This is a genomic window from Fulvivirga kasyanovii (genome assembly GCF_009711405.1).
Classification (GTDB): Bacteria; Bacteroidota; Bacteroidia; order Cytophagales; family Cyclobacteriaceae; genus Fulvivirga; species Fulvivirga kasyanovii.
In genome coordinates, this window is record NZ_SMLW01000612.1 from 1 (window position 1) to 20721 (window position 20721).

22 protein-coding genes and 1 pseudogene are annotated in these 20721 nt (G+C 43.6%); all 23 read left to right on the top strand.

Annotated features, from left to right (window positions below):
- Positions 1-68 precede the first annotated feature (68 nt).
- Positions 69-644: a hypothetical protein gene (locus E1163_RS19260; RefSeq protein WP_155174095.1), complete on the top strand. Its 576-nt coding sequence runs from the start codon at positions 69-71 to the stop codon at positions 642-644.
- A 315-nt stretch (positions 645-959) separates the two neighbouring features.
- Positions 960-1397 (top strand): Hsp20/alpha crystallin family protein, encoded by a 438-nt coding sequence (locus E1163_RS19265; protein WP_155174096.1) that lies wholly within the window; start codon positions 960-962, stop codon positions 1395-1397.
- Positions 1398-1526: 129 nt separating this feature from the next.
- A complete protein-coding gene (locus E1163_RS19270; RefSeq protein ID WP_155174097.1) occupies positions 1527-1664 on the top strand; it encodes a hypothetical protein in 138 nt (45 codons plus the stop codon).
- A gap of 74 nt (positions 1665-1738) precedes the next feature.
- Positions 1739-3271: a Do family serine endopeptidase gene (locus E1163_RS19275; RefSeq protein ID WP_155174098.1), complete on the top strand. Its 1533-nt coding sequence runs from the start codon at positions 1739-1741 to the stop codon at positions 3269-3271.
- 98 nt (positions 3272-3369) lie between these two features.
- Positions 3370-4053 (top strand): Crp/Fnr family transcriptional regulator, encoded by a 684-nt coding sequence (locus tag E1163_RS19280; RefSeq protein ID WP_155174099.1) that lies wholly within the window; start codon positions 3370-3372, stop codon positions 4051-4053.
- Between the two features lie 79 nt (positions 4054-4132).
- Positions 4133-4609 carry a Dps family protein gene (locus E1163_RS19285; protein WP_155174100.1) on the top strand — a complete coding sequence of 159 codons (477 nt, stop codon included), beginning with the start codon at positions 4133-4135 and terminating at the stop codon, positions 4607-4609.
- A gap of 459 nt (positions 4610-5068) precedes the next feature.
- Positions 5069-5194 (top strand): annotated as a pseudogene (locus E1163_RS31420) (Hsp20/alpha crystallin family protein); the annotation flags it as partial.
- A 96-nt stretch (positions 5195-5290) separates the two neighbouring features.
- The gene (locus E1163_RS19295; protein ID WP_155174101.1) at positions 5291-5728 is read left to right on the top strand and encodes an Hsp20/alpha crystallin family protein; all 438 of its coding nucleotides are present in this window, start codon (positions 5291-5293) and stop codon (positions 5726-5728) included.
- Positions 5729-5759: 31 nt separating this feature from the next.
- Positions 5760-6698, top strand: a complete 939-nt coding sequence (locus E1163_RS19300; protein WP_155174102.1) for a YfdX family protein — start codon at positions 5760-5762, stop codon at positions 6696-6698.
- Between the two features lie 144 nt (positions 6699-6842).
- On the top strand, positions 6843-7541 hold the full coding sequence (locus tag E1163_RS19305; protein ID WP_155174103.1) for a zinc metallopeptidase: 699 nt from the start codon (positions 6843-6845) through the stop codon (positions 7539-7541).
- A gap of 2 nt (positions 7542-7543) precedes the next feature.
- Positions 7544-8512, top strand: coding sequence for a DnaJ C-terminal domain-containing protein (locus tag E1163_RS19310; protein WP_155174104.1), 969 nt, complete (start codon positions 7544-7546; stop codon positions 8510-8512).
- Positions 8512-10407 carry an ATP-dependent zinc metalloprotease FtsH gene (gene ftsH / locus E1163_RS19315; RefSeq protein WP_155174105.1) on the top strand — a complete coding sequence of 632 codons (1896 nt, stop codon included), beginning with the start codon at positions 8512-8514 and terminating at the stop codon, positions 10405-10407. Before E1163_RS19310 ends, ftsH begins: the two co-directional genes overlap by 1 nt.
- Before the next feature lie 2 nt (positions 10408-10409).
- A complete protein-coding gene (locus E1163_RS19320; RefSeq protein WP_221418042.1) occupies positions 10410-10688 on the top strand; it encodes a phosphoribosylpyrophosphate synthetase in 279 nt (92 codons plus the stop codon).
- Positions 10685-10801, top strand: coding sequence for a thioredoxin family protein (locus E1163_RS31710; protein WP_425482734.1), 117 nt, complete (start codon positions 10685-10687; stop codon positions 10799-10801). Before E1163_RS19320 ends, E1163_RS31710 begins: the two co-directional genes overlap by 4 nt.
- Entirely contained in the window at positions 10746-10982 is a 237-nt protein-coding gene (locus E1163_RS19325) for a thioredoxin family protein (protein ID WP_425482735.1), read from the top strand. The genes E1163_RS31710 and E1163_RS19325 overlap by 56 nt, the downstream gene beginning before the upstream one ends.
- Before the next feature lie 4 nt (positions 10983-10986).
- Positions 10987-11238 (top strand): hypothetical protein, encoded by a 252-nt coding sequence (locus E1163_RS19330; protein WP_155174107.1) that lies wholly within the window; start codon positions 10987-10989, stop codon positions 11236-11238.
- Positions 11239-11256: 18 nt separating this feature from the next.
- The gene (clpB, locus tag E1163_RS19335; RefSeq protein WP_155174108.1) at positions 11257-13887 is read left to right on the top strand and encodes an ATP-dependent chaperone ClpB; all 2631 of its coding nucleotides are present in this window, start codon (positions 11257-11259) and stop codon (positions 13885-13887) included.
- A 65-nt stretch (positions 13888-13952) separates the two neighbouring features.
- Positions 13953-14894 carry a sigma-70 RNA polymerase sigma factor region 4 domain-containing protein gene (locus E1163_RS19340; RefSeq protein WP_155174109.1) on the top strand — a complete coding sequence of 314 codons (942 nt, stop codon included), beginning with the start codon at positions 13953-13955 and terminating at the stop codon, positions 14892-14894.
- A complete protein-coding gene (locus E1163_RS19345) occupies positions 14881-15240 on the top strand; it encodes a hypothetical protein (protein ID WP_155174110.1) in 360 nt (119 codons plus the stop codon). The genes E1163_RS19340 and E1163_RS19345 overlap by 14 nt, the downstream gene beginning before the upstream one ends.
- A gap of 4 nt (positions 15241-15244) precedes the next feature.
- Complete coding sequence (locus E1163_RS19350; RefSeq protein WP_155174111.1) at positions 15245-16486, top strand: cation:proton antiporter; 1242 nt, start codon at positions 15245-15247, stop codon at positions 16484-16486.
- Entirely contained in the window at positions 16483-17697 is a 1215-nt protein-coding gene (locus tag E1163_RS19355; protein ID WP_155174112.1) for a cation:proton antiporter, read from the top strand. The genes E1163_RS19350 and E1163_RS19355 overlap by 4 nt, the downstream gene beginning before the upstream one ends.
- A 2-nt stretch (positions 17698-17699) precedes the next feature.
- The gene (locus E1163_RS19360; RefSeq protein WP_155174113.1) at positions 17700-18239 is read left to right on the top strand and encodes a mechanosensitive ion channel domain-containing protein; all 540 of its coding nucleotides are present in this window, start codon (positions 17700-17702) and stop codon (positions 18237-18239) included.
- Positions 18240-18350: 111 nt separating this feature from the next.
- Positions 18351-20258 carry a molecular chaperone DnaK gene (gene dnaK / locus E1163_RS19365; protein ID WP_155174114.1) on the top strand — a complete coding sequence of 636 codons (1908 nt, stop codon included), beginning with the start codon at positions 18351-18353 and terminating at the stop codon, positions 20256-20258.
- Positions 20259-20721 lie beyond the last annotated feature (463 nt).

Consider the following 20721-nt stretch of genomic DNA (forward strand, 5'->3'; position numbering starts at 1 on the left):
ATTCGCCAAATTCTGACACTTTCATAAAACATTTATGAAAATTAGCGTTTATTTAAGGAGTGTGTTTTATGAAGGAATCCATAGGCATGTTAAAATCTCATCAACATAAAAATGCCAATATCAATAATTTTTTGGCAATGAACCGTTTGACCTCTCAAATGAAAATGTCCGAAAGAGAGGACTACAGGAAATATACTGCATCTTTTAACCTCACTAATACAGCGTTTAAAGAGTTTTTTAACAAGCTCAATGAGCAAAACATAAAGTACATCATGATTGGTTGCCTAGCCGCGGCATATCATGGTTGTATAAGGACATGCGACCATCTTGAAATATGGTTTGAACCGGATGATAAAAATTTGAAGAGGCTCAAAAATGCTTTAGCCATTGACTTACAGGCTGCAGACGACACTGATCAGATCATAAGTGTTTCGGAAGAGGACTTTTGTCTCAAGTCTTATCTGAATTTGAATTATTTTACGGCTAAAGATTTTAACTGGTGCTATGCTAAAGCCGATACGGCTATAGTTCTGGAGATCGAAATACCTATTCTTAACCTGGACGATCTTATCGTTGAAAAAACTGCTTCCAAAAAAGCTGAAGACCATAGCCTGGCAGAGGCGCTGGAAAGATTGGAGTGGTAGAATACTAAAATTCCCTACAATTTTATTATGTTGTCGTGTCTCTTTTTTGCAAGAAACATATTAGCTCACTAATAGCGTAATTTTTTTAGTGAGAATTCTTACATCGATAGTAGGGTCTTAAGCCTCTAGCCTACCTGGCTAAAGATAAGAACATTATGAAGAGGTAAATACACAATGTTGACATATTGACATGAATATGTGTTAAAAATTAACTTTTTAATGCCATAATGACGCAATATATACAAATAATTTAACTGGAACACCATTTGTCCATCGCCCCACAGACGTAAATGTTAAACATTAAATCTGTAAAAAATGGGACTTGTAACAACATCAAATCCGTCATTCAGCAGCCTGTTTGACGATTTTTTCAACACCGAATTAGGTGATTGGAGAAGGCAAAATTATTCTTCAACTGACACAACCTTACCTAAGGTAAACATCAAAGAAAATGATGATGCTTTCATGGTGGAGATGGCAGCTCCTGGAATGAAAAAGGGAGATTTCAACATCCAGTTGTACAACAACGTCCTAACTATTTCTTCTGAGAAAAAAGAGGATAACGAGGATTATAACTTCAGATACTCTCGCAGAGAGTTTGCTTATCGCTCATTCCAGCGCGCGTTCACGCTACCAGAGTCTGCTGATGGACAGAAAATCGGAGCGGCTTATGAAGAGGGTATTTTGACCATTACTATTCCTAAAAAGGAAGAATCTAAGCCACAACCACCTATAACCATTAGCATTAATTAATTCATGTTAGACTGTAAGAGGTCATTTAATAGTGACTTCTTTCAGTCCATGCGTTGAGTTTCATCAACGAGTGAAGTCCGTGAATTTCTGATTTTTGGATTAGGTATGATTTAAAAAAAGGAGGTAGATATGGACAAGTTAGCATTAGGTCTTAGCCTGATCTCGCTTCTTTATATCGCTCTCTTCTTCGCCATCCGTTATGCAATGGGGCTTTTAGAAGAGTGGAACATTTCTTTCAAAAAAACTAAAAATGACGAAGAAGCTTGATTTGAATCAAGACCCGGATTGGAAACAAGCTGCATAATTGTAACTGAATGTTTAACCTAAAAAAGAATATTAAAATGAAAAATCACATCGTCTCTGGCATCATCGCACTGATAGTTTCTTTGGGTGTGATTTGGGTCGCTCCAGAGGTAGTGCCTGGTGCCAAAACGCTAAAAATAGAACACATTAACGGTACTCCTTCTAAAGGTGCATTATACACACTTAATGATAATAATGAGATTGTGCCCTTGGATTTTACGGCAGTATCCGAAAAAGTGATGGATGCTGTGGTACACATTAAGTCAACGCAAACCAGCAACTATACTGCACGTGGACCACAGCAGTACCGTCAATTACCAGATCCCTTCAGGGACTTTTTCGGTGATGATTTCTTTGACCAATTTTTTGGCCGGCCGGATCAAGGACAGCGATATTATCGCTTTGAAACTCCACAGCAACCACAAGTACGTGTAGGCACTGGCTCTGGTGTGATTATCAATAGCGAAGGTTACATCGTGACCAACAACCATGTAATTGCAGAAGCGAATGACATTGAGGTAACGCTTCACGATAACCGTACCTATAAGGCCACAGTAGTAGGTACAGACCCCAGCACTGACCTGGCACTAATACAGATCAAGGAAAAAGGCCTTCCTTCATTGCCGCTGGTTAATTCAGACGATGTAAAAGTAGGTGAATGGGTGCTTGCGGTAGGTAATCCTTTCAACCTGAACTCCACCGTTACAGCGGGGATTGTAAGCGCTAAATCTAGGAACATCAACATTCTGAGAGATCAGTATGCGATTGAGTCCTTTATTCAGACTGATGCAGCGATCAACCCTGGTAACAGTGGTGGTGCACTGGTGAATTTGCAAGGTGGACTGGTGGGAATTAACACAGCCATTGCCAGCCCTACCGGAGCGTATGCAGGCTATGGATTTGCAGTCCCCTCGAACATCGTGAACAAAGTTGTGGAAGACCTGCTAAAGTACGGTGTGGTACAGCGTGGGTACTTAGGAGTGACCATCCGCGGCATTGATGGCAACCTGGTCAAGGAAAAGGACCTGGAAGTAACCAAAGGGGTTTATGTCGATAGCGTAGCTGAAAACAGTGCCGCCCTAGCAGCAGGAATTGAAAGCGGTGATGTGATTCTGGAGGTAGATGGTGTTGAAGTAAGTACCGCTCCTGAGCTACAAGAAATGATTGCGCGTCACCGTCCCGGAGATAAAGTGAAACTGAAAATTGACCGTAACGGTAAAAAAATGGATGTGAAAGTAGAGCTGAAAAACCGTGAGGGAGAGACCAAGTTTCTGGCTAAGAACCGTAAAGAGGTCTTCAATGTACTGGGTGCAGAGTTTGAAGACATAGACAAGGACCTGGCTAGAAAACTGGATATAGATGGTGGAGTGGAAGTGAAAAAGCTCTATGCCGGTAAGCTCATGAAGCATACCGAAATGCGAGAGGGCTTTATCATCACAAAGGTAGATGGCCGTGTGATCAAAGACACAGAAGAACTTGCCAAAGCCTTGGAAAATAAAAAAGGCGGTGTGCTGGTAGAAGGTATTTATGAGGATATTCCAGGCACTTACTATTACGCATTTGGCTTATAAGTGTCATATTTCGGTGGACGGGGAAAGGCAAAGCACTCCCCCTGCCTTTCATTGAAAAGAGAATGTATAAGTGATCACAAAAATGTCAGTTAGACGAAATGAACTATGAAAAGAACATATCGACCAGGTTATTTACCCAGCTGAGAGAAGGGTTTGAAGCGGAGATGGCAAGCGCCTTTAAAGTGAAAATCTTCAAAAAAGGAGAGTTTATCTACCGAAAAGGCGGCATCCCTAAAGGCGTATATTTTATGAAGTACGGTTGGGTAAAAATTGTGAGATATGATGAGGATGGAAATGAAGTAGTATTGCGGATTGTTGGTCATAATGAGTTTATTGGGTATGTCCCTTTACTTCGGGATGTGAAGTATACTAATTATGCTCAGGCCCTGGAATACTGCGAACTTTATTTCATTCCCAAAGACAGGTTTCTTTCTCTCATACACGAAAGTACGGACTTTGCCATGCTTATCATTCAAATGCTGAGCAAAGAACTCTGGAGTGATGAGGAGCAGATCGTCAACCTGTATTCCAAAAAAATAGATAACAGGCTCGCTGCTTTGCTACTGGGTCTGGAGCAGGCTTCTGATCACAGTCCCATACATGATGACAGCCTGATCAGATTGCCGAAAAAGGATATGGCCGAAATCATCAATGTGAGTCCGGAAACATTGAGCAGGTACCTCACCAAGTTTCAGGAGAAGGGATTGATAAATTCAATGGATGGAACCATTGAGATTTTCGAAAAAGAGAAACTACATCAAATGACGAATCTTGGTAATTAGTTTCAGTTGATTGAAATTATTCACAAATAGCACATAAAATGGTAGAAATTGAGTATTTAAAAACTAAAATCACAAAAAAATGGACAACATAAACAGAATTGGACTGGATACGGATAAAAGCAAGGAATTGGCAGACCTGCTCAACGACCTACTCTCCAACTACTCTACATTTTATCAAAATACCCGTGGGTATCATTGGAATATAAGAGGAGATAAATTCTTTGAGTTGCACCAAAAATTTGAGGAATTATATAACGATCTATTCCTAAAAATCGACGAAATAGCTGAGAGGATTTTGACACTCGGACACGTCCCACAACACAAGTTTTCAGACTATCTTGAAAAATCTATAATACCTGAAAGCAATGAAATAACGAACGGCACTAAAGTTATTGAGGAAATACTTAAAGCCTTCAGGACATTACTGACAAAGCAACGACATATTCTCAACTTTTCTGCGGAGATTAACGATGAAGGCACAAACGCACTTATGAGCGATTATATCCGAGAGCAGGAGAAACTTGTTTGGATGTATTCTGCTTATTTGAATAATTAAAGAACTACAATATGTAATCCATACAATCTTATAAATGCTCTTATAAAAACATCCGTGATGTTGGGATGGCTTGATTTGAATCAAGACTTGTGAAATATAGATTGACGAACTTAGAACAAAATTAATATTTCACTAAAAAATCAGGGCTATGGCAATTGTTAGAACAAATTATCCAATAATGAGCAGTTTGTTTGATGATTTCTTCGGTACTGGCCTGGCAGATTGGAGAAGTCAAAATTATTCATCTACCAACACTACGCTTCCTAAAGCTAATATCAAGGAAGATGAGAATGGTTTTGTGGTAGAAATGGCCGCACCAGGCATGAAAAAGGGTGACTTCAAGATCCAGTTAGATCAGAACCTTCTGACCATTTCTTCTGAAAAGCAAGAAGAACAAAAGAAGAGAATGGCAAGGAAAAGGATAGCCCTCGTTACACCAGACGCGAGTTTGCCTACCAGGCGTTTACCCGCTCGTTCACATTGCCGGAAAGTGCTGCCGGAGACAAGATCAGTGCTTCATATGAAGACGGTATTTTGCGCATCTCTATTCTCAAAAAGGAAGTAGCCAAGCCACAATCTTCCTGAAGCATTGAGATTTTTTAAAGTAAGGGTCGGGAGACAGCCTCGACCAGTCTCCCACCCTTAATTAAATGAATTGTTGAACCTAAAAGATTTAGAGAGATGGACTTATTCAAATGGACTAAAAACATAAAACCAAAGTTTCCCAATGTAGTGGAAAAGTTCTTTGGTAAAAAGATAGATGACCAGGCTAGCGGTACAGAAGCCATTGCCAGTGTACCTTCTGTAAACATCAACGACAAGGGAAAATCCTTTGAAGTATCAGTGGCAGTACCTGGCATGAATAAAAAAGACATAAAGCTTGAAGTGCGGGACAACTGTCTTGTGATTTTCTCAGAAAAGCAATACGAAAAAGAAGAAAATGAAGGCAACTGGATGAGAAGGGAGTATGGCTATACCTCATTCCAGCGCATGTTTCAGCTCCCTGAAAATGCCAACCCGGATGAAATTGACGCTTCCATGAAAAATGGTGTGCTCAAGATCAAGGTAGGTAAAGTGAAAGGACAAGAGAACAGTAAAAAGGCTATAGAAATTAAGTAATCTTCAATCAGTTTTTAAAATAGAAATCAAAATGAAACGATACAGTTCTATTTTACTCATGCTCCTGGCAATGGTAGCCTTTGTCAGTTGTAGCGATCAAAATAAAAGCGAAGAAGACAATACAAGTGAGTCAGAAGAAGTACGAATGGAGAAACCTGAAGAGTTGGGTATGAGTGCGGACTCTTTGCAAGGTCAGGTGCAGCAGGAAGCCATTGATGTAGTAGAGTCCTCTAAGGATCAAATGGTAGCTGAAGCAGTTGATGCGTTGGAACAGGTGTACACAGCGCTAGACTTTTTGGCAAATGAGAACTCAGATGCTGCATTAGAAGCCCTGGAGAAAGCTACAGGCAAATTTGAAATCCTGCTGGCAAGAGATCCGAGTCTGGCTTTTGTGCCCATAGACGCCTCGGTGAAGACGGTAGACTTGGTAGCCGACTTGGAAACCATTAAGAACATCAAAAAAGCAGCCCGAAAAGCTATCAAAGAAGACCGATTCCAGGCGTTGAGGGATGAGCTGACCAGCTTGGCCAGTGAGATACAGGTAACCACCGTAGAAATGCCATTGGCCACTTTCCCACCAGCGATCAAAAGGGCAGCTGCTTTAGTGGAAAAAGATGATCTGGAAGGTGCAAAGAACATTCTCTACACTGCGCTGAATACACTGATCGTCAAAGAAGAGCGCATCCCGCTACCTATACTGAGGGCGCAAGCGATGATCGATCAGGCAAAAGGCGATGATGCCTCGGATGAGGACAAAAAGAAAGAAGTATTGCAACTGCTGCAGAATGCAGAATACCAGTTGATCCTGGCGGAAGAGTTAGGTTACGGAGAGCGTGGTGAGGAGTATGGAGAGTTGAACAAAGCCATCAAAGAACTGAAAAAGTCAGTGGAAGAAGATGGAGATTCTCAAGGCTTGTTCGACTCGCTGAAAACCAAACTCTCTGACTTTAGAAAAAGAATAGCTTCTTAAACAAAACTGGCAAGAGCAATAAAGTAGATTAGGTAGGTTTAAAAAGGGGCTGTTCGCTAATTGCAGTCCCTTTTTTTGAAAAAGAATGGCGCAAAGCGCTGCATATGTAGTGGATGATAAAGGGTATTTAAAAGTTTAATCATTATGGTACTTTGGTTGATTTTTGGGGTCTTTTTTATTCTTAGTTTGATTGCCGGTGGGCGCTTAAAGTCCAAATTCAGGGAGTATCAGTCCGTCCCTACGGCAAATGGTATGAGTGGCGCTGAGGTGGCTCAAAAAATGCTTCGAGATTACGGCATATATGATGTTCGCATCACTTCCATTGAGGGCACACTGACTGACCACTATAACCCACAGACAAAAACAGTCAATTTAAGTCAGGATGTGTATTACGGTGCTCACGTAGCGGCTGCTTCCGTGGCTGCTCATGAGGTGGGACATGCCGTACAACACGCCACCGCTTATGCATGGCTTGGGTTCAGAAGTGCCTTGGTACCTATTCAAAATATCAGTGCTACCATCCTGAATTTTATTTTCATTGGGATGTTTTTTGGTTCATTTTTTTTGGGTCATATTTTCCCGATGCAAACCGCACTTCTGGTCATTGTTGCCTGCTATGCTATTTTCGCCCTTTTTGCGCTGGTCACTTTACCCGTAGAGTTTGATGCCACCAAGCGAGCTTTAGCGTGGCTGAATCGGGCTGGAATCACAGATTATTATTCACATCCTAAAGCGGTGAAAGCACTCAACCTGGCCGCATCAACCTATGTGATTGCAGCATTATCCTCGCTTGCCACCTTATTGTACTACTTATTGATGTTGTTGGGATCTAACGATGAATAACAATGAACTACAAGGATTACTATAACATACTAGGTGTCGCCAAGACAGCTTCTCAGGATGAGATCAAGAAGGCATACAGAAAGTTGGCTGTGAAATATCATCCGGATAAAAATCCCGGAGATAAAGAGGCCGAAGAAAAATTCAAAGAGATCGGTGAGGCCAATGAAGTATTGAGTGATCCTGAAAAAAGAAAGCTGTATGACCAGTTAGGTGCTAATTGGAAACAATATAAAGATGCAGGCTATGACCCATCTGCCGGAGGTGGTCGGGCAAGGTATTCACAAGGAGATCCTGGCGGCCAATACTATTATGAGTTCGAAGGCGATCCATCCGATTTTTTTGGAGGTGGTGGTAGCGGCTTCTCGGACTTCTTTGAGTCTTTCTTTGGAAGAGGTGCTGGAAGAAGTCGTGGTTTTTCAGGATCAAGGGGGGGCTCGGGTTTTGGAGCAGATATGCCAGGTAGTGACCTGGCCGGGGAAGTGAACATTTCGCTTAAGGAAGCATACGTCGGTACTGAGCGTATCGTAGACCTGGGTAGAGAAAAGATAAAATTAAAAATTAAACCAGGAGCGTACACAGGGTTGAAATTGCGCGCCAAAGGAAAAGGTGAAAAAGGAAGAGGCGGTAAGGCAGGTGATTTGTTCATCACCATCCATGTGTCTCCACACCCTGTCTATGAACGCAAAGGCAATGACCTGTATATGGAGGCACACGTGGATTTGTTCACAGCTCTTTTAGGAGGCAAGCAGGAAGTCCAGACCCTGTCCGGAAGGGTAAACATCACGATCCCGGAAGGTATGCAAAGCGGAAAACAAATACGGCTGAAAGGAAAAGGTATGCCTGTTTACGGCAAATCGTCTCATGGCGATCTGTATATAAAACTACACGTGAAACTGCCAGAGAAATTAACTGGTGAGCAAAAGGAACTTATTAAAAAATTGAAAGACAGTTTTCAAAGAACATATGCATAATGACCAAAAGAGCAAAATATAACTGGACGTATGGGTTGGCCGTGATCACATTCTTCTTTGGGCTACAGATACTCTTTTTCCCGGATACTTCCGGAAACAGAGAATTATCATATAAAGTTTTCCTGGACACCTTAAAGTCAGGCGAAGTAGAGAAAGCGGTGATTTTTCAGGATCGCATCGTTGGGCAGTTTAGGGAAAGAAAAGACACCACCAACCAAGAGTTGACAGATGCACCCAGCACCCCATGGCGCATTCGCATCCCAAGTATTGAAGAGCAGGTCAAGCGCCAGTTTACGGTCAGCCGCATTCCTGATATGAAGGACGAGCAATTGCTGGATTTACTGAATCAGTCAGGGGTTGATTATAAAGGACAGTTTGAAAACAACAGTATCCGAAACTTCTTTCTCAATTGGATATTGCCATTTCTGGTCCTGATGCTGATTTGGAGGCTGATCTATTCAAGGATGGGCCCTGGCAATCCGATGATTGACCTGGGTAGGAACAAGGCTAAAATACAGGCAGAAAAGCCCAAAGACCCGGTCAAGTTTACGGATGTGGCCGGTGTAGATGAGGCCGTAGAGGAAGTGAAGGAACTGGTAGAGTTTCTGAAAACCCCTAAAAAATATACGCAGCTTGGAGGTAAGCTTCCCAAGGGTGTTTTGTTGGTCGGTCCTCCGGGAACCGGTAAGACACTACTGGCCAAAGCAGTAGCAGGTGAAGCAGGGGTGCCGTTTTTTAGCCTGAGCGGCTCAGACTTTGTGGAGATGTTTGTAGGCATAGGAGCTGCACGGGTAAGGGATCTTTTCAACCAGGCCAAGGCCCAGGCACCCTGCATCATCTTCATTGACGAGATAGATGCCATTGGCAAGCGTAGGGCCCAAAATACTGCCTATGGGGGCTATGATGAACGAGAAAATACCCTCAATCAGCTGTTAGTGGAGATGGACGGGTTTGATGCCAACTCAGGGGTGATTATTATGGCAGCCACTAACCGACCGGATGTGTTGGATCCTGCATTGCTCCGTCCCGGTCGTTTTGATAGACAGGTACTGGTGGATAAGCCCGACATGAAGGGCCGTGAACAAATATTCAAAGTACATACCCGCAAGCTGAAGCTCAGCGCAAAAACCGATTTGAAACGACTGGCTGCCCAGACTCCAGGATTTGCCGGTGCAGAGATTGCCAACGTGTGCAACGAGGCGGCCATCCTGGCGGTGAGAAACAATCGGGAAGAGGTGACTATGGGCGACTTTGAAGCAGCCATTGAGCGGGTGATTGCCGGTCTGGAAAAGAAAAACAAACTCATCAACGAGAAAGAACGCAAGATTGTCGCCTATCATGAAAGTGGCCATGCCATTGTGGGGTATTTCTCTCCCGGAGCAGATGAAGTGCAGAAGGTGAGCATCGTTCCTCGTGGTATCGGTGCGCTGGGCTACACCCTACAGATGCCGCTGGAAGATCGCTACCTGATGTCTAAGTCAGAATTGCTCGGCAAGATCAAAGGGCTACTTGGAGGTCGTGCTGCAGAGGAGTTGATCTTCGGGGAAGTGTCCACTGGAGCATCCAATGACCTGGAGCGGGTGGCACAGCTGGCACGAAACATGATCGTGGTGTACGGCATGAGTGATAAACTGCCTAACATTTCCCTGGTCAACAAATCCAATCCCGGGTTTTTAGGGCAAGCAGCCGGTCTTGAGCGTAGGTCGGAATACATAGAAAAGCAGATCGATGAAGAAGCTAGCCAAATCATCAATCAATGCTACGCGGAAGCAAAACAATTGCTTTCTGAAAAACGTGACCTGTTGGAAAAAATGGCGCATATCCTGCTTGATCAGGAGGTGATCGGCCATGAAGAGATCAAAAAAATATTGGGTGAAAAGAAACAACCTGCATGACAATGGATACCGTATTAGAAATCATTAAAAATCTCCAGGATAAGGGTTACAATATAGACTACAACAAGTCGCCTAACTTGAAAGAGCTTGAGAAAACTCCTCAGCTTTTCAAGGTGGATGAAATTTTTCGGTATGAAGGTTTAACTGATCCGGAGGATGAAACTATCGTATATGCCATCTCTTCGGTTATAAATAATCAAAAAGGGATTCTTGTTGACGGTTATGGTATTTATGCCCTACCCGAAGTGGAGGAAATAATCAACAAATTGAATGCATCATGAAAGGAAACTTTAACAGTATCATCAATGGAGATCAGCCTGTGTTGGTAGACTTCTATGCTGACTGGTGTGGCCCCTGCAAATGCAAGCCCCATACTGAAAGAGGTATCCTCTGAAATTGGAGGAAAGGCACGCATCATCAAAATAGACGTGGACAAAAACCAGCCCATTGCGCAGCAGTATCAGGTACGTGGTGTACCTACCTTGATCTTGTTTAAAAAAGGGCAGCCCCTATGGAGACAATCCGGAGTGGCAACCAAACAACAGTTAATTGATTTGATCAACCAAAACGCATAAGACCATGTTTAAAACAACCGCATATTACGATCGTTTGACCAGCTTTTTCAGTACCCCTTGGTGGATGTACCTGCTTATGGGGATCAATTTCATCCTCCTTGCAGCGCTGATCATGTTGTACCCGGAATTATTAGCATATCTCGTAGCAGGATTTCTTCTGTTCAACGGATTGCTGATGGTCATTCTGGCCTTCCGGTACAGAAGCCTGCGCAAGCGAAATCGCGGATGGCAGGAGGATTTTTGGATAGAAGTGTAAAACCAAAAAAGATATAGAATGCAACTGGATAAATTCACCATAAAATCACAAGAAGCGATTCAGCGGGCACAGCAGCTCGCCATGGAAAAAGAGCATCAGTCCATTGAGTGTGGACATTTGCTGCAGGGCATCATGGAGGTAGATGAAAACGTGCTTCCTTTCATCTTTAAGAAACTGGCGATCAATGAGCAAAACGTCGGTGCAGCATTGGATCGCATCGTTTCTGGCTATGCCAAAGTAAGTGGCGGGCAGCAATATCTGAGCCGTACAGCCAATGAAGCCCTCGCTAAGGCGCAAACTGCTGCCAAGGACATGAAAGACGAGTACGTCTCATTGGAGCACCTTATTATGGGTTTGATGAAGGTTAATGACCCGGTTTCCAGCCTGCTCAAACACAGTGGCCTGAATGAAAAAGACCTGGCCGCTGCTATCACAGAGCTGCGCAAAGGTGGCCGGGTGACCAGCCACAGTGCTGAAGACACCTACAACTCCCTTTCCAAGTATGCCATCAACCTGAATAAAAGGGCTCAGACCGGCAAACTTGACCCTGTCATCGGAAGGGATGAGGAAATCAGAAGAGTGCTGCAGATACTGGCACGCAGAAGCAAAAACAACCCGATACTGGTGGGTGAACCCGGTGTTGGTAAAACCGCTATTGCAGAAGGCATTGCTTTTCGTATTGTAAACGGTGATGTGCCCGACGACCTGCTTTCTAAAGAAATCTATTCGCTGGATATGGGAGCCCTCATAGCCGGGGCTAAATACAAAGGCGAATTTGAAGAGCGACTCAAAGCTGTGGTAAAAGAGGTGACCGAATCAGACGGACGCATCATCCTCTTCATTGATGAGATCCATACACTGGTGGGTGCCGGTGGTGGTGGAGAAGGCGCTATGGATGCGGCCAACATATTAAAACCCGCACTTGCTCGTGGCGAACTGCGTGCCATAGGAGCCACTACACTTAATGAATTTCAAAAGTATTTTGAGAAAGATAAAGCCTTGGAGAGACGTTTCCAGAAAGTGTTCGTGGATGAGCCTTCTGAAGAAGATGCCATTTCGATCCTGCGGGGGATCAAAGAGCGGTACGAAAACTATCACAAAATAAGAATTAAAGATGAAGCCATTGTAGCTGCTGTGCAGCTATCTATACGCTACATCATCGATCGATATTTACCTGATAAGGCCATTGACCTGATTGATGAAGCTGCAGCTCACTTACGATTGGAGATGAACTCCAAACCGGAAGAGATTGATGTGCTGGATAGAAAAATCCAGCAATTGGAAATTGAGCGAGAGGCATTCAAGCGGGAAAAGGACAAAGAGCGGTTAAAGCACATAGCAAAGCAACTGGCCGATCTGGAAGAAGAGCGGAAGCAATTAGTGGCGATGTGGGAAGATGAGAAAGCTGTGGTGGTCAATATCCAGACCATCAAACAAAGCATCGAGGATCTAAAGTACCAGGCTGAGAAAGCAGAACGTGAAGGCGATTTTGGCAAAGTGGCAGAGATCCGTTATGGTGAGCTGCCTAAGAAGGAAGAAGAGCTGAAAAAAGCGGTTAGCAAGCTGCAAACGTACGAAACGAAAGGAAAACGACTAGTGCGCGAGGAGATTACAGCCGAAGATATAGCGGAGGTAATTTCCAGATGGACAGGCATACTTGTAAGCAAGATGCTACAAAGTGAAAAGGAAAAGCTGCTTCACATAGAAGAAGAGCTGCACAAACGAGTGGTGGGTCAGGAAGAAGCCATCCACGCGGTAGCTGCAGCAATCCGTAGAAGTCGTACCGGATTGTCCGATGAAAACCGGCCAATAGGGTCCTTCCTGTTTCTGGGTACCACCGGAGTGGGTAAAACAGAGCTGGCCAAAGCGCTGGCAGAGTATCTCTTTGATGATGAAAAGCTGATGACCCGCATCGATATGAGTGAGTACCAGGAGCGCCATGCTGTATCCCGCCTGGTGGGAGCACCTCCGGGCTATGTAGGCTATGATGAAGGAGGACAGCTCACTGAGGCAGTAAGGCGCAAACCCTATTCAGTGGTGCTGTTGGATGAAATTGAAAAGGCTCATCCGGACACCTTCAATATCCTGCTCCAGGTTTTGGAAGATGGCAGGTTAACTGATAACAAAGGTCGGGTAGCCAATTTCAAAAACACCATTATCATCATGACTTCCAATATGGGCTCGGATATCATTCGGGACAACTTTGCCGAAATCACGGAGAAAAATGCCGAGGAGATCATTGAAAAAACCAAAAATATGGTGTTCGACCTCTTGAAAGTCAGCATCCGTCCTGAGTTCCTCAACCGGATCGATGAGACTATTATGTTCCGTCCGCTATCCAAAAAAGACCTGGAAGGCATCATTCGTATTCAATTGGATGGCCTGCTTAAGGTACTAGCAAAGCAAAACATCACCTTCCAGGTTACAGACGATTGTCTGAACTATTTGCAGATGGAAGGATTTGATGCACAGTTTGGCACCCGTCCGTTGAAGCGTGTCATTCAGCGTAAGATTCTGGATGAGCTTTCCATAGCAATGCTCGAGGACAGGGTGCAACCCGATTCACACATTGTGATTGATGCAATCGACAATAAGATTGTCTTTCGCAAACCTGTAAACGAAAAAGAAGAAATGAGTTTTGAAGCCTGATAGATTCCTCTCCACGTAGTTGGAGAGGACAGAGTTATGTTGTTGAACCTTTAATTCTCAGAAAAATGAAAGTGACGATACACAACAAGCATCTCCTGAAAGGAGACGGTCAAACCAGCCAGTTTGAAGAGGCCATCAAACATCATCAGAATTGGTTTGAAAAACTAAATGCCCTGGTCAATTTAAACCGGCTGGACGCTTACCTTACCGAGCAACCTGGCGGTCTGAAAGCGACTTTTTATTTAAAGCAAAGTCATAACCAGATTTTTGTGGAGGCAGAAGGAAAAGATCCTGCCGCATTAGCGGAGCAGTTGATGACCCGGTTAAAATCCCGGTATTTGAGGCAATTGATCTCTTCACGAAAAAGAATTAGGCTTGATATTGCCCGGGACAACCTCAGCCAGCTTGAAAACCTGAAAAAGCGGGAGGATCGGGAGCGTTTTGGATTCCTGGTAAAACAACTACTTCCTGCTATCAGGGGTTTTGTGGCTCGCTATTTATCGCACGTCAATTCTCAGGTCACCAAAGAGTTTACCATTGACGACCTTATAGATGAGATATATGTGGAGCTCTATGAAACGTTGGAAGACTTTCTCGAAAAGTATGGCGCTAAAGATGGAGAGGTATCGTTGGAAAAGCTGGCCGCTGAAGAGTTGAAAAATCTGGAGGAGAAATTTACTGCTGATGCCGAAGGTGAGCTGATCATGCAGGAAGACCTGGATGATGCCTTTTATACCAACGGACAAATGGGCAATGAAATCCTTACCAATGATGCGCTGCTTGATCTTCCCGAGGAAGTAGAGATAGAGCCTGTAGTAAATGAAGTACTGGCAGAGGCTGGAGAGACAAATAAATTGGCCTTTGAACTATTCTGGCTGCATGAAATGACGGCTAACGAAATCGCCAAGGCCTTACGACTGCAAATTGAAACCGTTGAGAACATTATAGATAATGTAACCAATAGCATAGTATCCAGATTAAAATCCGTATCCCATGAAGACAAATGAAATACTGGTCCTAGATGACCAGCGACTGCCCCGGCACATCAGGGCCTTTATAGAGGCCATGGAACAGCTAGACATGCAGTTTACGTCCGCTTCGCTAGAAAACATCTATCAGTCAGACCGTGACATGGAAATGGCCATTGCCAGGGCCATGCAGGTATGTAGAAATATCGGCCTACCATTGGAACGGCACTTTCGCAGAAGGTACCTGGCTAACGAGAGTCTGCACACGTTGGAAACTGACTGGCGTATGTCGAAAGTGGCCTACTGCCTGACCTTGATCAACGGCAACCCGGACAATCCGATGGTGGGGCGCATCCAGTGGGAGTTACTAAAGAGAATGGTTTGAGCCGATGTACGGAGAATTGATACTCATAACAGGTGCCATGCTGCTGGTAGGCTTCCTACTTGGACTGGGAGCGGAAAAAATCGGATTGCCTAAGGTGACAGGCTACCTGGTTGCTGGACTGTTCCTTAATCCACGGCTTTTCAGTTACATTCCTGAGGCATTTCCGGTTCACACCGAACCTATTATAGACCTTTGTCTGGCCTTTATCACTTTTGAGGTGGGTTTCAATCTCTCTGTAAGAAAAATAAAAAGACACGGCACCAAGTTGTTAACCGTATCTTTCCCTGAATCATTTGGAGCCTTTTTGGTAGTCTTATTAGGGTTTCTCTTCATTGCTCCCTATTTGATCAATGATATACCCACAGATAATTTTATAGCGCTCTCCATCCCGTTTAGTTTATTGCTGGCGGCACTCGCATCCCCTACCGATCCATCGGCCACCCTGGCTGTAATGCATCAGTACAAAGCCAAAGGTCCTCTTTCAGATACGATTTTGGGTTGCGCAGCTTTTGATGATGCATATACCCTCATTATTTATAGTGTTTGCTTTACGCTGGCCTGTATGTTCATGGGAGATTCGGCTGTATCGTTTAGCTATGTTTTAGGCAATGGGGTACTGTCCATTGCCGGAGCTATAGCCGTAGGGATTGCTACAGGTTTTATTTTCAATATTTTGACTCAACGATTGGCCATTAGTTCCGAGGGGCAATTGCTGGTGCTGTTGCTGGCCGCTATTAGCCTGGCATTGGGGGTAAGCAGTCTATTCGCTTTTGATGAGTTACTGAGTACCCTTGGAGTGGGTGTTGTGGCCGCTAATTTCAACCTTCAACGCAGGTTGCTGAAAGAGGTAGTAGAAAGGTACACCGAAGAGTTGATCTTTATCTTCTTCTTTGTAGTGAGTACCATGCGTCTGGAATTTTCTTCATTAGCCAGTTACTGGCACTACATATTGCTTTTTGTATTACTTCGGGCCATTGGAAAATATGTGGGCGCTTTTGCAGGATTATCCATTACAAAAGCTGACACGCTCTCTCGCAGGTACACCTTCGCCGGGTTGCTGCCGCAAGGGGGTATTGTAATGGGCTTGGCACTTATGATACAAAAAGATGCCCGTTTTGATGCCTTTTCTGCCATATTGGTGAGCACCATTATGGGAGCAACTATTATTCATGAATTTGCAGGGCCTGTTGCTGCCAGGTGGGGATTGGTGCGAGCAGGTGAAACCAAAATATCTGAGAAGAAATGACTCACGGGATACTAGATGGCCTGGTTGTTTTGTCGCTTACCGTACTATTGCTTGCTTTGTTTTTGAAGCGGATGAAGCAGCCTTACTTTATCGCTTACATCATTGCCGGGGTGATCCTCGGGCCGGAAGTTTTTGGTGTAATCCAAAAATCAACCACCATTGAGCAATTGGGAGAACTGGGTGTCATTTTGCTGCTATTTTTCATTGGTGCGGAGATCAATTTACCAGATCTCTCAAAAAACATCAAGAAACCATTACTGGGTACACTCATCCAGGTGGTATTGAGTTTTGTTTTCATGATGGGTATTGGCCATTTTATGGATTGGTCATGGAAGGTCACCATTTTGCTGAGCTTCGTAATCAGCCTGAGTAGCTCAGCCATCATCTTTCAATATTTATCAAAAACAGGACAAATACATAGTAAACTGGGCTTGCTAACCTCCGGGGTTCTTATCATGCAGGACATCCTGATTGTACCCATGATGTTGGCATTGAGTTTTATGGCCAAAGGGGAATTGGAAGTTAGGGAATTGATTAAAACGGTGATAGGCGGTATGCTTGTGCTGCTGTTTATCCGGGCGGCCGTGATCAAAAAGCTGGTGAAAATACCTTTCAAAGAAGACCTCTCTAAAGATCACGACTTACAGGTTTTCATCGGGCTATTGCTATGCTTTGGGTTGGCATGGATCACCCATTGGTTTGGAATCTCCGCTGCTCTGGGTGCATTTCTGGCGGGTATCTGGATAGGTCAGGACAAAGCCACCAAGTGGCTGGATCATGCATTGGTACCTTTTCGGGTTTTCTTTCTGGCTTTTTTCTTCTTGTCGGTCGGGCTCCAACTAGACTTGGATTTTTTAAGGACTCATCTTGGTACTATTTCCTTAATCACATTTTCTGTTCTAGTAATTAATTGTCTGATCAATGCATTCATCTTTAGAGGAATGGGCAGTACCTGGCGTGATAGTGTATATGCCGGGGCATTACTTTCTCAGATCGGGGAGTTCAGCTTTGTACTGGTAAACGTGGCAATAACACTTGGGCTTATTGGCAACTACAGTTATCAGATTACATTAGCGGTGATCACCGTTTCTATGATGCTCACGGCTATATGGATTTCCATTATTCAAAAATCTATTTACCAATTGCCAGAAAAGTTTTCTTCACCACAGAAAACAATTAGTTTGATCGGGAAAAAACTAAAAAATCAATAGATATGACATGGAATGAAATACAGTACTTTATAGAAGTTCATTTTAATACCATTCAGTGGCTTCTCACCTTTTTGATCTTGTTTATGCTACCCATTATGCGGTCGTTGGTACGCAAAAGATTGAATAATTTGTTAGTTAAAAACAGGTATGAGGCGCATCGGGCAGTGCTGACACGCAGAATATTGAATTTCGGACTTTACCTGGCAAGCACTATAGCACTTCTGACTATCTGGGGAGCCAATGTTCAAAACATTTGGATTTATTTCAGTAGCATTCTGGGAGTCATTGCAGTTGGTTTTTTTGCTACATGGAGCATATTGAGTAACATCATTGCCGGTCTTTTTATCTACACTTCAAACCCGTTCAAAATCGGGTCTACCATTAAGTTTTTTGACCCAGAGATCGAAGCTGCGGTGAAAGATATTAACCTTCTTTACACCCAATTGGAGGATGAGGAAGGCTTCACCCAAGTACCCAATAGTGTATTTTTTCAGCAAAGTTTTAAGGTATTGAAAATCAGCCATAATGACAGTAAAATTTAATCGGCTTGAAACAAACAATGCTATTATGTCTTATTTGCTGTGTTGGTATTCAATTTGAACTCCAACAGGCAAAGAATTAATTGATTAAAAATAATAAAAAATAGTAGGAATATGGGAAAGATAATAGGCATTGACTTAGGAACTACCAACTCCTGCGTGGCGGTAATGGAGGGCAATGAGCCCGTGGTTATTCAAAACAGTGAGGGCAAAAGAACCACCCCTTCCATTGTGGCCTTCTTGGAGAACGGTGAGAGAAAAGTGGGTGACCCTGCAAAACGCCAGGCAGTAACCAACCCACAGAATACCATAAGCTCTGTGAAGCGCTTTATGGGGAAAAAATACGGAGATGTAAAAGCAGAATTGAAAAACATCTCTTACAAAGTAGAGTCTGGGGCTAATGATACCGTGAAAATCAAAATCGGTAAAAAAAGCTACACCCCTCAGGAGATTTCAGCCATGATCTTGCAAAAGATGAAAGCTACTGCAGAGGAATTTACCGGACAGGACATCAAAGAGGCAGTAATCACTGTGCCGGCATACTTTAATGATGCCGAGCGACAAGCTACCAAAGAAGCTGGTCAGATTGCTGGTCTGGATGTGAAAAGGATCATTAATGAGCCTACCGCTGCTGCATTGGCTTATGGCCTGGACAAGAAAAACAAGGACATGAAAATTGCGGTGTATGACCTGGGTGGTGGTACATTCGATATTTCCATTCTTGAGCTGGGTGACGGTGTTTTCGAAGTGAAATCTACTAATGGTGATGTACACCTTGGTGGTGACGATTTTGATGATGTAATTATCAACTGGTTGGCAGAAGAGTTTCAAAAAGATGAAGGGGTAGACCTGAAAAAAGACCCGATGGCACTTCAGCGATTGAAAGAAGCCGCTGAAAAAGCGAAAATTGAGCTTTCAAGTTCATCAGAAACTGAAATCAACCTGCCATACATCATGCCGGTTGATGGTGTACCTAAGCACCTTGTAAAGAAACTAACAAGAGCTAAGTTCGAACAGTTGTCAGATGATCTCATCAAGCGATCCATGAAACCAGTGGAAGCTGCTTTGAAAGATGCCGGACTTTCTACTTCTGATATAGACGAGGTGATTTTGGTGGGAGGATCTACCCGTATCCCTAAAATCCAGGAAGAAGTAGAGATGTTCTTCGGCAAGAAACCTTCAAAAGGTGTAAACCCGGATGAAGTGGTCGCATTGGGCGCAGCAATCCAGGGAGGCGTGCTTACCGGTGAGGTGAAAGATGTATTGCTTCTTGATGTCACTCCATTGTCTCTGGGTATTGAAACTATGGGTGGTGTATTTACCAAATTGATAGAAGCGAATACAACTATTCCTGCCAAAAAATCGGAGGTATTCTCTACCGCTGCGGATAACCAGCCTTCTGTAGAAGTGCATGTGTTGCAAGGTGAGCGACCTATGGCCAAGGACAACAAAACCATCGGACGCTTTCACCTGGACGGTATTCCACCTGCACCAAGAGGAATCCCTCAGATTGAGGTAACCTTTGACATAGATGCTAATGGTATCTTGAATGTATCAGCCAAGGACAAAGGCACAGGTAAAGAGCAAAAGATCAGAATCGAGGCTTCATCCGGATTGACTGAGGAGGAAATCCAACGAATGAAGCAGGAAGCAGAAGCTAACGCTGAGGCAGATAAGCAAGCCAGGGAAAAAGTGGATAAACTAAACCAGGCGGATTCATTGATCTTCCAAACTGAAAAGCAACTTTCAGAATATGGCGACAAACTTTCTGAAGTCAATAAATCTGCGATTGAAGGGGCTTTGAAAAAGTTGAAGGAAGCACATCAGAAGCAGGATGTTGCTGCTGTGGAGCCGGTCATGACAGAGTTGAATAACCTATGGCAGGCTGCTTCTCAGGAAATCTATCAGGCGCAGCAAGCGGGTAGTAACTCAGAAAGCACCTCTGATGCAGGAGCTGCTTCCGAAAATGGAGCAGATGAAGCCACCGATGTGGAGTTTGAAGAAGTTGAGGAAGCGAAGTAATAATTTTTCCCATTACTTAGGTGAAGTTGAAACTGGGTGGCCAGCGATGGCCGCCCTTCTTTATCTATGGCACCAGCACATTGATTGCATTTTCAACAATACCAACTGACACTTCACTTATCCGACCTTGTACTTGTCCATCTACTTGAAAATGTTGCGGGGAATTTGCGACTATTTGAGCTTCTTTAGCTCTTATAATCTCCACATAAGGAGAATTTTCGAGGCTACCTAAAAAAGCCGATAATTCTTATTAAAAACCTCAAGAGCTCCATTGATGTTAGAAGGGATTCTCTAGAAGGATGGTCCGTAACTTTTCTTCCCGGCCTATTAAAAATTGTTCCATATCAATCACCCTTATTGAAAAAAAATAGCCGAATTAAAAAGCCTTTATCTCACTGAATGGAAGTTCTGTTCACTGAATTTAAGTAATTCATTTTGTCAGAAGTACCTGACTTAGAGGGGG

Bases quoted from the DNA above. Each gene is read 5' to 3' on its own strand.
- E1163_RS19320 (WP_221418042.1), top strand. From the start codon at position 10,410: ATGGATACCGTATTAGAAATCATTAAAAATCTCCAGGATAAGGGTTAC.
- E1163_RS19340 (WP_155174109.1), top strand. From the start codon at position 13,953: ATGAAAGTGACGATACACAACAAGCATCTCCTGAAAGGAGACGGTCAA.
- E1163_RS19355 (WP_155174112.1), top strand. From the start codon at position 16,483: ATGACTCACGGGATACTAGATGGCCTGGTTGTTTTGTCGCTTACCGTA.
- E1163_RS19330 (WP_155174107.1), top strand. From the start codon at position 10,987: ATGTTTAAAACAACCGCATATTACGATCGTTTGACCAGCTTTTTCAGT.
- E1163_RS19280 (WP_155174099.1), top strand. From the start codon at position 3,370: ATGAACTATGAAAAGAACATATCGACCAGGTTATTTACCCAGCTGAGA.
- E1163_RS19310 (WP_155174104.1), top strand. From the start codon at position 7,544: ATGAACTACAAGGATTACTATAACATACTAGGTGTCGCCAAGACAGCT.
- E1163_RS19270 (WP_155174097.1), top strand. From the start codon at position 1,527: ATGGACAAGTTAGCATTAGGTCTTAGCCTGATCTCGCTTCTTTATATC.
- E1163_RS19285 (WP_155174100.1), top strand. From the start codon at position 4,133: ATGGACAACATAAACAGAATTGGACTGGATACGGATAAAAGCAAGGAA.
- ftsH (WP_155174105.1), top strand. From the start codon at position 8,512: ATGACCAAAAGAGCAAAATATAACTGGACGTATGGGTTGGCCGTGATC.
- clpB (WP_155174108.1), top strand. From the start codon at position 11,257: ATGCAACTGGATAAATTCACCATAAAATCACAAGAAGCGATTCAGCGG.
- E1163_RS19360 (WP_155174113.1), top strand. From the start codon at position 17,700: ATGACATGGAATGAAATACAGTACTTTATAGAAGTTCATTTTAATACC.
- E1163_RS19260 (WP_155174095.1), top strand. From the start codon at position 69: ATGAAGGAATCCATAGGCATGTTAAAATCTCATCAACATAAAAATGCC.
- E1163_RS19300 (WP_155174102.1), top strand. From the start codon at position 5,760: ATGAAACGATACAGTTCTATTTTACTCATGCTCCTGGCAATGGTAGCC.
- E1163_RS19345 (WP_155174110.1), top strand. From the start codon at position 14,881: ATGAAGACAAATGAAATACTGGTCCTAGATGACCAGCGACTGCCCCGG.
- E1163_RS31710 (WP_425482734.1), top strand. From the start codon at position 10,685: ATGAAAGGAAACTTTAACAGTATCATCAATGGAGATCAGCCTGTGTTG.
- E1163_RS19295 (WP_155174101.1), top strand. From the start codon at position 5,291: ATGGACTTATTCAAATGGACTAAAAACATAAAACCAAAGTTTCCCAAT.
- E1163_RS19265 (WP_155174096.1), top strand. From the start codon at position 960: ATGGGACTTGTAACAACATCAAATCCGTCATTCAGCAGCCTGTTTGAC.
- E1163_RS19275 (WP_155174098.1), top strand. From the start codon at position 1,739: ATGAAAAATCACATCGTCTCTGGCATCATCGCACTGATAGTTTCTTTG.
- E1163_RS19350 (WP_155174111.1), top strand. From the start codon at position 15,245: ATGTACGGAGAATTGATACTCATAACAGGTGCCATGCTGCTGGTAGGC.
- E1163_RS19305 (WP_155174103.1), top strand. From the start codon at position 6,843: ATGGTACTTTGGTTGATTTTTGGGGTCTTTTTTATTCTTAGTTTGATT.
- dnaK (WP_155174114.1), top strand. From the start codon at position 18,351: ATGGGAAAGATAATAGGCATTGACTTAGGAACTACCAACTCCTGCGTG.